The organism is Albidovulum salinarum (genome assembly GCF_025673475.1).
GTDB lineage: Bacteria > Pseudomonadota > Alphaproteobacteria > Rhodobacterales > Rhodobacteraceae > Albidovulum > Albidovulum salinarum.
Window position 1 is genome coordinate 1 of sequence record NZ_JAOVQO010000039.1, and the last position, 9,777, is coordinate 9,777.

Genomic DNA, 9,777 nt, shown 5'->3' on the forward strand with positions numbered 1-9,777 from the left:
GATCACCCGCGGCTGGAGTTTTTCGGCCGCGTAGGCGCGGGCGCCGTCGCGGAGCATCCGCTCTTCCTCGGTCAGCTGGTCTTCCATGCGGAAGGCGTCTTCCCAGTCGAAGCGCGACAGGTCGGGGCGGCTTTGCGCGCTCAGGTCCTTGGCCATGGTCTTGGTCCTTTCAGGCAGCTTCTGCGGTTTTCGAGATCGCCGCCTCGAGGGCCGCCTCGATGATGTCGAGCGCCTCGTCGACGAGCGCATCGGGCGTGGTCAGCGGCGGCAGGAGCCGGACGACATTGGCCCGGGTCCCGCACGGCAGGATGATGAGGCCGCGCGCCTCGGCCTCGGCGACGATCGCCTGGGTCAGCGCCGGATCCGGAGACCGGCTCGACCGGTCGGTGACGAGTTCGAAGGCGATCATCGCCCCGAGGCCGCGCACGTCGCCGATCGGCTCCATGCCCTGGCGCGCGGCGATCGCCGTGAGGCGGGCCCGGATCCGGTCGCCGATTTCCGTCGCGCGCCGGCAGAGGTCCTCCTCCTCGATCACGTCGAGAACCGCGTTGGCGGCGGCGACCGCCAGCGGATTGCCCGCATAGGTACCGCCGATTCCCCCCGCCGGGGCCGCATCGACGATCTCGGCGCGTCCCGTGACAGCGGAAAGCGGGAAGCCGCCGGCGAGCCCCTTGGCCATCGTTACGAGGTCGGCGGCGACGCCGGCATGCTCGAACGCGAAGAGCTTGCCGGTCCGCGCCATGCCTGCCTGTACCTCGTCCGCGATCAGGACGATCCCGTGCCGGTCGGCGAGCTTGCGCAGGTCCCGCAGGAACTCTGCCGGAGCAACGTTGAAGCCGCCCTCGCCCTGCACCGGCTCGATGATGATCGCAGCGACGCGGTCCGGGTCGATGCTCGATTTGAACAACTGGTCGAGCTGCGCGAGGCTCATCTCCGGGGTGACGCCAAGATAGGCGTTCGGAAACGCGACGTGATGGACCTCGGGCGGCATAGCGCCGAAAGCCTTCTTGTAGGGCGCGACCTTGCCACACAGCGCCATGCCCATCAGCGTGCGCCCGTGGAAGGCGCCGGAGAAGGCGATGATGCCGGACCGCCCGGTATGGGCGCGCGCCATCTTGACGGCGTTCTCGACCGCCTCGGCCCCGGTCGTGACCAGCATTGTCTTCTTGGCGAAATCGCCGGGCGTGGCCGCATTCAGCCGCTCGGCCAGCCGAATGTAGCCCTCATACGGCGCGACGTGGAAACAGGTATGGGTGAATGCCTGGGCCTGCCGCGCGACAGCCGCCATGAGCCTTGGATGGCGATGGCCGGTATTGTTCACGGCGATCCCGGCGGCGAAGTCGATGTAACGCTTGCCGTCGACATCCCAAAGCTCGGCATTCTGAGCGCGCTCCGCGTAGATGCCGCGCGTCGCGACCCCGGCAGCAACCGCGTGCCCGCGCCGCGCTCTCAGTTCCTCAGTCAGACTCATTTCCGCACTCCCTGGTGGCTCAAAAAGCGCATTAGCATCGCTCAGTATTTTGAGCAACAGGATTTTTGGATGTTGAGCCAATCTCTCGTCACAGGTAAGACGAAGGGAACACGTGGAGGACCGCTATGAATGACTTCGACGTCGGCTCGCGCCTGAAGGAGTTGCGCCTGCGTTACGGAATGTCGCAACGCCAGCTGGCAGATGCGGCCGATGTGCCGCATGGACAGATCTCGATGATCGAGACGAACAAGAGCAGCCCTTCCGTCGCCTCTCTGCGCAAGATTCTGGGCGGAATGAACATTGGAATGTCAGAATTTTTCGAGCCGGAAAGCCCGCAAAGTTCAGACGTGTTCTTTACGCCGTCGCAGCTGAGGGACCTGACCTCGCGCATCTATTCCGGGCGCGAAGGCACGGTCGGCAAGATCACGCTGAAGCAGGTCGGGGACGCCCGCGCCCACAATCTGCAGATCCTGCACGAGACCTACGAGCCGGGCGCCGATACCGGCGACGACATGCTCGAACATGTCGCGAGCGAGGGCGGCATCGTCGTGTCGGGCGAGATCGAACTGACCGTCGGCGACCGTACCGCCATTCTCAAGGCCGGTGACGCGTTCCTGTTCAAATCCCAGGAGCCTCACAGGTTCCGAAATGTCGGCGACCGTCCAGCGACCGTGATTTCGGCGTGTTCCCCACCCTACCTGTAGTGTTCTTGGAGGGCGTTGGCGTTCGGCAAGCAACGATGGTTGCGGGGGCACGCATTGGCCTTTGCCGAACAATTGCCAAGTATAAAGAGTTGACACCACCGTAACCCGAGCGGTCTGGCGAGACACCGGCCTGGTTGACATATCGCAGTGGACGGGTGTGAAGGTTTCATGGAGGCGGTTAAACTGCGCCGTCGGGGATGGAGGGCGCTCAACCTTTCCGACCGAGTCGCGGGGTTGATTTTGCCCATCTTGGCGCACATGATCGACGGCGACGGGGACAGAACGCAGGATCCACGTCAAGCCGCTGATTGTATATCGATCGGGCGACAGATCCTTCACAATCCGAACAGGACCGGAGGCTCTGCGGTTCGGCCCGACGAAGACCATCCCCCACCGCGAGCTTCGCCAAATCCACATCAAGGACGCCCGGGCTGGATTTTCCTTTGGCACGGACAAGCGCCGGCGCTACGACAGGACGCGGAAGGATGGCGGATCAATGCGGATGAACCGGCTCTTTTCCCTCGAGTTGCCTTTCACGCGTTTTCTGCGCAACGTCGTACTGGTGAGTCTCGCGGCTCTGATCCCGGTGGTGCTCCTCTATGTCGCGACCCGGCCCGGCTTCGGTGCCATGCTGCTCGGCGGCGGGCCTGCCCTGTCACGGTTTCTGCGACAGATCATCACCAACGGCCTGCCGGTCGTATTCATCGTGAACTACATCTCGTTCTTCCTGTTCGCCTGGATGAACACGGGATCACGTGGAAAGCGAGACTCAGCCTTCATCGTCCTGGTCGACATCACCGCCAGGCTCATGGCATTCGTGGTGCTGCACGCCCTGATATACGTTCTCTCTGCGGATTGGTTCGGCTCGTTCGCCGGTAGCCGGATCACGGCATTGAGCGTCGTCGCTCCGACGCTCGCCAGATCGGCGCTCTTCGAGAACATCTCGGGCGCGTATCTCTACGCAACGCTGGTCAGTGCCCTGCCGCTCTATGTCGGCGCGGTCGAAAGGTCTGCGTTGTTCGACCGCCTTGCGCGCCGCTTTCCCAGGAAATCCGGCCCGGTGATCATCGCCCTTGCCCTGTTCGCGTGCTTCGCCCTGATTTTGTCAGGCATCGCAGCTCTTGCCGTTCACCTGCAAGAAGGCTTCAGCTGGGGCGGCGCCGGCTAACGCGCCGGCACCAAACGCCGCGGGCGGGACGCGACGGGTGTTCAAGCCATTCTAGGTTGAGTTGACAAAGGGGATCACAGGGCGGGCTGATCGTGATTCAAACTGGTATCTTTGATGGACACCAGCTTGGCACGAGACCTGATGTCGGACCAGGAGTGGGCGTTCTTTGAGCCCTTCATCTTTGCCGTCCGCGCCCCGAATGGACGCAAACCCATAAACCATCGTCTTGTTCTGGATGGGATTTTCTGGATTGCACGGACAGGTTCACCTTGGCGCGACCTGCCAGAGGAGCTCGGCAAGTGGTCGAGCGTTTATCGGCGGTTCCGGCGCCGGACGCTGGCGGGACTGTGGGAAGCTATCATGGATGCTCTGAACCAAAGTGCGGCCGTTCCGCACGCCCTGCAAATGATCGACAGCACCGTGGTCCGCGCCCATCATCAGGCAGCGGGCGCAAAAGGGGGACTCCGCGACAGGATTTCGGCCGCTCGCGCCCGTCAGTCGGGAAAACGATCCACTGGATCGTTTCCTGATCTTCGTTCCACTTCACGACCAGGATCCACCTCCGCGTCAACGGTGCAGGCCTGCCCATGAGGACCGGGATCACACCGGGGCAGACCTCAGGTTACCTGGGCTTCGATCTGGTCATGGCCGACAACCTGCCCGCACCTGCCGTCCTGCTCGCCGACCGGGGTTATGACTCTGAAAACGTTCGCACAACCATGGAGGCTCGCAACGTCGTGCCAGTCATCCCGATGCGAAAGACCCGCAAGTTGCGCGTGGCTGTGGACCGCAGGCTCTACCGGCTGCGCAACCTCGTCGAGCGCTGCTTCAACAGGCTGAAGAATGCCCGCCGCGTCGCAACACGCTACGACAAGACCGCCGAGAGCTTCCTCGGCTTCATCGACATCACCTCGATCCGCCTCTGGCTCCGCCATTTGTCAACATGACCTAACTTTTCATTGGACCACTCGGTGGGGCAGACCAGTGCCACTGGCCGGCCGCAAACGCGGACCGAGCAGTCCTCCGGCGTGTCGTGGCGGCGGCCCGGCAGGCCGGTCACGGTCAGGACCTGCTCGTAACGCGCCGTCGCGGCCGATCTCGAGATCCCAGATATCTGCCGTGGTGCTGACGCGTAAGCCCAGAACTCGCCGGGGCGGTAGCTGAAGCGGTCGGTGTAGCCCCAGATCTCCAGCACCTCGGGGTCGCGGGCCGGACCGTATAGTAGTTGCCGAGGATGTGACGCGCCTTGGCGCGGCTTCGCGGCGGGGCGATCGGGGTCAGGGGATCGGTCTCGCGGCCAGCCACGACCGGATGTTCCTGTCGTTCGGATATTGGGCGCCCGCGCAGATGGGCGGGCCGCCCGGTTGCTCAGGCCCCCGCGCTCTCCATCTTGCGGTGGGCGATCACATGCTCAAGCCAACCGAGCTTCATCTCGGGGACCGAGGACAGCAGAAGGTCCGTGTAGTCGTCGAAGGGCGGCGCCAGAACCTCCGCCTTCGAGCCGTAGCGCACAACCTGCCCGCGATACATGACCGCGATCGAATCCGCGATCGCCCGCACCGTCGCGAGATCATGTGTGATGAAGAGGTAGGCCACGCCCTCGATCCTTTGCAGGTCGAGCAGAAGCTTCAGGATCCCGTCCGCGACAAGCGGATCGAGGGCCGAGGTCACCTCGTCGCAGATGATCATCTTCGGCTTCGCGGCGAGCGCCCGGGCGATGCAGACACGCTGCTTCTGGCCGCCCGAGAGCTCGGCTGGATAGCGGTCGATGAACTTCTCGCCCATCTCGATCTCGTCGAGGAGCTCGATCACGCGCCTGCGTTTCGCCGCTCCTTTCAGGCCGAAGTAGAATTCGAGCGGCCGGCCGATGATCTTGCCGACGGTGTGGCGCGGGTTCATCGCCACGTCGGCCATCTGGTAGATCATCTGCAACTCGCGCAGGTCGTCGCGCGAACGGTCTTCCATCTCGGCCGAAAGCGTCCGTCCGGCGAAGCTGATCCGTCCCGCCGACGGCGACAGGAGCCCGGTGATCGCGCGCGCCAGCGTCGACTTTCCGGAGCCGCTTTCGCCCACCACCGCCAGCGTCTGGCCGGGATGAAGCTCGACCGAGACGTTCTTCAGCACGTCGAACGCGGTGCCGCGATAGCGGGCGTTGAGGTTCTCGACCTTCAGAAGCGGCGCGGGCGTGGGGCGTTTTTCCTCGTGATCGATCGAGCGGACCGAGACCAGCGCGCGGGTATAGTCCTCGTGCGGGGCCTCGATGATCTGCCGCGTGTCGCCGTATTCGACCATCGCGCCGTTGCGCAGCACCATGATGTGGTCGGCGACCTGCGCGACGACAGCGAGGTCGTGGGTGATATAGAGCGCGGCGACTCCGGTATCGTGGATCGCTTCCTTGATCGCGGCGAGGACGTCGATCTGCGTCGTGACATCAAGCGCGGTCGTCGGCTCGTCGAAGACCACGAGGTCCGGCTCCGGGCAGAGCGCCATCGCGGTCATCGCCCGCTGGAGTTGACCGCCCGAGACCTGGTGCGGATAGCGCTCGCCGAACTTCTCCGGTTCTGGCAGGCCGAGCTTGCGGAAGAGCTTCACCGCGCGCGCCTCGGCCTCGGCGCGCGAGGCGCGGCCGTGCTTCAGCGTCGCCTCGATCACCTGCTCCATCAGCCGCTTGGCCGGGTTGAAGGCGGCGGCGGCGGATTGCGCGACATAGGTCACCTCCTTGCCGCGCAGCGCCCGCAGGCCGGCCTCGTTGCCGGCGAGGATGTCGCGGCCGTTGAGCATCACCTGGCCGCCGCTGATCCGCACGCCGCCGCGACCATAGGCCATCGACGACAGCCCGATCGTCGACTTGCCGGCGCCGGATTCGCCGATCAGGCCGAGGACCTTGCCCTTCTGGAGCGTGAAGGACACGCCATGCACGATCTCGATGTCGCGCGGCTTCTCGCCGGGCGGGTAGACCGTGGCCGCGATCTTCAGGTCGCGGACGTCTAGCAGGGTGTCAGCCATTGCGGCCCCCTTTCAGGCTCGTGGTGCGGTTCAGGATCCAGTCGGCGACGAGGTTGACCGAGACCGCAAGCGTCGCGATCGCGACCGCCGGGGCGAGGGCCGCCGGCACGCCGTAGATGATGCCGTCCTTGTTCTCCTTGACGATGCCGCCCCAGTCCGCAAGCGGCGGCTGCACGCCGAGGCCGAGGAACGACAGCGTCGAGATGAAGAGCACCATGAAGATGAAGCGCAGGCCCATCTCGGCGACGAGCGGGCTGAGCGCGTTCGGCAGGATCTCGTGGAAGATCACCCAGCGCCGGCCCTCGCCCCTGAGCCGCGACGCCTCGACATAGTCCATCACCGCGATATCGACCGCGACGGCGCGGCTCAGCCGGAAGACGCGGGTCGCGTCGAGCAGCCCCATCACGAGGATCAGGACCGGCAGCGAGACCGGCATGACCGACAGGACGATCAGCGCGAAGATCAGGGTCGGGATCGCCATGATCAGGTCGACCCCGCGCGACAGCGCCTGGTCGACCCCGCCGCCCATCACTGCCGCGGTGAAGCCGAGGAGCGATCCGGTCACGAAGCTCAGGAGCGTGGCCGCGGTCGCGACGAGGATCGTGGTCTGGCCGCCATAGATCATCCGGCTGAGAAGATCGCGGCCGATCCCGTCGGTGCCGAGCAGGAACTGCGACGAGGCCGGCTCCCATACGCCGCCGACGATTTCGGCGACGCCGTAGGGGGCGATCAGGTCGGCGAAGATCGCGGTGAAGAAATAGATGCCGGTGAGGGCGAGCCCGATCAGGGCGCTGAGCGGAATGCGGGTCATTTCGGGTGCCTCAATCTCGGGTTGGCGAGGATCGCGATCACGTCTGCCAGCATGTTCAGCCCGATATAGACCGCCGCGAAGACGAGTCCGCAGGCCTGCACCACCGGCACGTCGCGCTTGGCGACATGGTCGACAAGGTACTGGCCCATGCCGGGATAGATGAACACGACCTCGACCACGACGACACCGACGACGAGATAGGCGAGGTTCAGCATCACCACGTTGACGACCGGGGCGATGGCGTTCGGGAGGGCGTGTTTCGCGATGATCACGAAGGGGCGCAGCCCTTTGAGTTCGGCCGTCTCGATATAGGCCGACTGCATCACGTTCAGGATCGCCGCCCGCGTCATCCGCATCATGTGGCCAAGGACGACCAGCACGAGAACCAGAACCGGCAGGGCGACCGCCTGGAGCTTTTCGAGAAGGCTCATGCCGGCGTAGATCGTCGCGACCGAGGGGAAGGCCGTGACCTTCACCGCGAGGAGGAACATCGCGATATAGCCAAGGAGGAATTCGGGGACGGACACGGTGGAGAGAGTCACGCCCGAGATCAGCTTGTCGGGCCAGCGGCCCTCGTAACGCACCGCGATCAGCCCGAGCAGAATCGCCGTCGGCACAGCGATCACGGCCGCACAGGCGGCGAGGAAGAGCGTGTTCGACAGCCGCTGGCCCATCGCCGTCGCGATGTCCTGGCCATTCGTCAGCGCGGTGCCGAGATCGCCCTGGAGTGCTGCGCCGAGCCAGTGGAGATAGCGCGTGAGCGCGGGCTCGTTCAGCCCGAGCTCGGCGCGCAAGTTGGCGAGCGCCTCGGGCGTCGCCGACTGGCCGAGGATCGACTGTGCGACGTCCCCCGGCAGGATCTGGGTGCCGGCGAAGATCAGCGCCGAGGCGGCGAGGAGGAGGAGGAGACCCAGCGCGATGCGCTGGGTCAGGAGTTTGACGATCGGATGGGTCATCGCACCGGTCCGCTTCAGGCGAGCCAGCACTTGTGCGGCGCAAGTCCGTTCATGACTTCCCAGACGTTGTTGGCTTCCCAACCCTGGACCTCGTCCCGGACGCCTTCGATGAAGTCGTTGAACATCGGGCAGATCAGCCCGCCCTCGTCGCGCAGGATATGGGCCATCTCGCTGTAGAGCGCCTTGCGCTTGGCCTCGTCGAGCTCGCCCTTGGCCTGGTTGAGGAGGCCGTCGAACTCCTCGTTCCTGAAGCGCGTGTCGTTCCAGTCGGCGGTCGAGAGATAGGCCGTCGAGTACATCTGGTCCTGCACCGGCCGGCCACCCCAGTAGGAGGCGCAGAACGGCTGCTTGTTCCAAACCTCCGACCAGTAACCGTCGCCCGGCTCGCGCTTGATCTCGAGCGGGATACCGGCGGCGGCGGCGCTTTGCTGGAAGAGCTGGGCCGCGTCGAGCGCGCCGGGGAAGGCGACGTCCGAGACCTGAAGCACGATGGGCGAGCCGTCATGGCCCGACTTCTTGTAGTATTCGGCGGCCTTCTCCGGGTCATAGCTCCGCTGCGGGATCGTGTCGTCGAACAGGGGGTAGCCCGCGTTGACCGGAATGTCGTTGCCGACCGTGCCGTAGCCGAGAAGGATCTTCTCGACCATCTCCTCGCGGTTGATCGCGAGCTTCAGTGCCATCCGGAGGTCGTTGTTGTCGAAGGGCGCGGCGTCGCAATGCATCAGGAAGACGTAGTGCCCGCGGCCCGCGACGTTCTTGACCTGCACGCCCGGCGCGCGGGACAGAAGCTGGGCGATCTTCGGCTCGACCTTGTTGATGATGTGGACCTGGCCGGACTGCAGCGCGGCCGTCCGCGCGGTGGCGTCGTTGATGACCAGCATCTCGACCTGATCGACATGGCCGCGGCTCGAGTCCCAGTAGTTCGCGAACTTCTCGAAGACGTAGCGCGCGCCCGCCTCTTCCGAGACGACCTTGTAGGCGCCCGTGCCGATGCCGGCAGCCGGATTGTCGAAGCCGCCGTTCGGCTGGATCGCGAGCTGGTAGGTCGACATCAGGTAGGGCAGGTCGGCGGTCGGCGTCGCGGTGGTCACGATGAACATGTCGCCGTCCGCCTTCATTTCGGCGATGCCGCGCATCACGCCGAGGGCGCCCGACTGCGAGTTCTCGTCCGAGTGGCGCTTCATCGTCGCGAGCACGTCCTCGGCCGTTAGCGTCTTGCCGTCATGGAACTCCACGCCCTGGCGAATCTTGAAGGCCCAGGTCGTTCCGTCGGCGCTGGATTCGACCGATTCCGCAAGCCGCCAGTCGAAGCTGCCGTCCGGGTTGGTGTCGAGCAGCGGCTCGCCGAAGGCGCGGGTTGTGTGGAACGGCACCTGGCTCAGCGCCGCAGCCGGATCGAGCGAGTTCGTGCTCTCGCCGCCGCCGAGCCCCATCTTGAGCGTGCCGCCCTTGACCGGGGTCTCGGCCCGCGCCGCCGCGGCGAGAAGCGCGCTCGCCGAGACCGCGCCGACACCGAGCGCCGCCGCGCGGCCCATGAAGTCCCGGCGCGAGATGGCGCGGGCGAAGGTCTTGTACTTGTGGTCGTCCGTCATGTTGGTCTCCCTTTGCTTCTTCGGTTGCACAGGGGGCTCCTCCCCCCTGCCAATGGCGGTCATTCCGGC

General features: G+C 65.3%; 9 protein-coding genes and 1 pseudogene. 4 read left to right on the plus strand and 6 right to left on the minus strand.

Annotated features, from left to right (window positions below; all coding sequences use genetic code 11):
• Positions 1-156: pseudogene (locus tag OEZ60_RS21590) on the minus strand (acyl-CoA dehydrogenase); the annotation flags it as partial.
• Positions 157-169: 13 nt separating this feature from the next.
• Positions 170-1,471, minus strand: coding sequence for a 4-aminobutyrate--2-oxoglutarate transaminase (gabT, locus tag OEZ60_RS21595; protein ID WP_263340863.1), 1,302 nt, complete (start codon positions 1,469-1,471; stop codon positions 170-172).
• A 125-nt stretch (positions 1,472-1,596) separates the two neighbouring features.
• Here gabT and OEZ60_RS21600 point away from each other — a divergent pair, with 125 nt between their 5' ends.
• From OEZ60_RS21600 to OEZ60_RS21615, 4 genes are all read left to right on the plus strand, one after another.
• Positions 1,597-2,175, plus strand: coding sequence for a cupin domain-containing protein (locus OEZ60_RS21600; protein ID WP_263340864.1), 579 nt, complete (start codon positions 1,597-1,599; stop codon positions 2,173-2,175).
• A gap of 502 nt (positions 2,176-2,677) precedes the next feature.
• Positions 2,678-3,343: a hypothetical protein gene (locus tag OEZ60_RS21605; RefSeq protein ID WP_263340868.1), complete on the plus strand. Its 666-nt coding sequence runs from the start codon at positions 2,678-2,680 to the stop codon at positions 3,341-3,343.
• A 141-nt stretch (positions 3,344-3,484) separates the two neighbouring features.
• Positions 3,485-3,934: an IS5 family transposase gene (locus tag OEZ60_RS21610; RefSeq protein WP_263340870.1), complete on the plus strand. Its 450-nt coding sequence runs from the start codon at positions 3,485-3,487 to the stop codon at positions 3,932-3,934.
• Positions 3,931-4,290 carry a transposase gene (locus tag OEZ60_RS21615; RefSeq protein ID WP_263340873.1) on the plus strand — a complete coding sequence of 120 codons (360 nt, stop codon included), beginning with the start codon at positions 3,931-3,933 and terminating at the stop codon, positions 4,288-4,290. Before OEZ60_RS21610 ends, OEZ60_RS21615 begins: the two co-directional genes overlap by 4 nt.
• Before the next feature lie 421 nt (positions 4,291-4,711).
• Here the strand turns inward: OEZ60_RS21615 and OEZ60_RS21620 are convergent, their stop codons facing one another.
• Genes OEZ60_RS21620 through OEZ60_RS21635 form a run of 4 tightly spaced genes read right to left on the minus strand, consistent with a single transcriptional unit; the run spans position 4,712 to position 9,708 of the window.
• Positions 4,712-6,349: an ABC transporter ATP-binding protein gene (locus tag OEZ60_RS21620; RefSeq protein ID WP_263340875.1), complete on the minus strand. Its 1,638-nt coding sequence runs from the start codon at positions 6,347-6,349 to the stop codon at positions 4,712-4,714.
• The gene (locus OEZ60_RS21625; RefSeq protein WP_263340877.1) at positions 6,342-7,160 is read right to left on the minus strand and encodes an ABC transporter permease; all 819 of its coding nucleotides are present in this window, start codon (positions 7,158-7,160) and stop codon (positions 6,342-6,344) included. Before OEZ60_RS21625 ends, OEZ60_RS21620 begins: the two co-directional genes overlap by 8 nt.
• Positions 7,157-8,116, minus strand: a complete 960-nt coding sequence (locus OEZ60_RS21630) for an ABC transporter permease (RefSeq protein WP_263340880.1) — start codon at positions 8,114-8,116, stop codon at positions 7,157-7,159. The genes OEZ60_RS21625 and OEZ60_RS21630 overlap by 4 nt, the downstream gene beginning before the upstream one ends.
• 14 nt (positions 8,117-8,130) lie before the next feature.
• Positions 8,131-9,708 (minus strand): ABC transporter substrate-binding protein, encoded by a 1,578-nt coding sequence (locus tag OEZ60_RS21635; protein WP_263340883.1) that lies wholly within the window; start codon positions 9,706-9,708, stop codon positions 8,131-8,133.
• Positions 9,709-9,777 lie beyond the last annotated feature (69 nt).

Excerpts from the sequence above, each read along its gene's own strand:
- gabT (WP_263340863.1), bottom strand. The coding sequence starts at position 1,471 with ATGAGTCTGACTGAGGAACTGAGAGCGCGGCGCGGGCACGCGGTTGCT.
- OEZ60_RS21600 (WP_263340864.1), top strand. The coding sequence starts at position 1,597 with ATGAATGACTTCGACGTCGGCTCGCGCCTGAAGGAGTTGCGCCTGCGT.
- OEZ60_RS21605 (WP_263340868.1), top strand. The coding sequence starts at position 2,678 with ATGAACCGGCTCTTTTCCCTCGAGTTGCCTTTCACGCGTTTTCTGCGC.
- OEZ60_RS21610 (WP_263340870.1), top strand. The coding sequence starts at position 3,485 with ATGTCGGACCAGGAGTGGGCGTTCTTTGAGCCCTTCATCTTTGCCGTC.
- OEZ60_RS21615 (WP_263340873.1), top strand. The coding sequence starts at position 3,931 with ATGAGGACCGGGATCACACCGGGGCAGACCTCAGGTTACCTGGGCTTC.
- OEZ60_RS21620 (WP_263340875.1), bottom strand. The coding sequence starts at position 6,349 with ATGGCTGACACCCTGCTAGACGTCCGCGACCTGAAGATCGCGGCCACG.
- OEZ60_RS21625 (WP_263340877.1), bottom strand. The coding sequence starts at position 7,160 with ATGACCCGCATTCCGCTCAGCGCCCTGATCGGGCTCGCCCTCACCGGC.
- OEZ60_RS21630 (WP_263340880.1), bottom strand. The coding sequence starts at position 8,116 with ATGACCCATCCGATCGTCAAACTCCTGACCCAGCGCATCGCGCTGGGT.
- OEZ60_RS21635 (WP_263340883.1), bottom strand. The coding sequence starts at position 9,708 with ATGACGGACGACCACAAGTACAAGACCTTCGCCCGCGCCATCTCGCGC.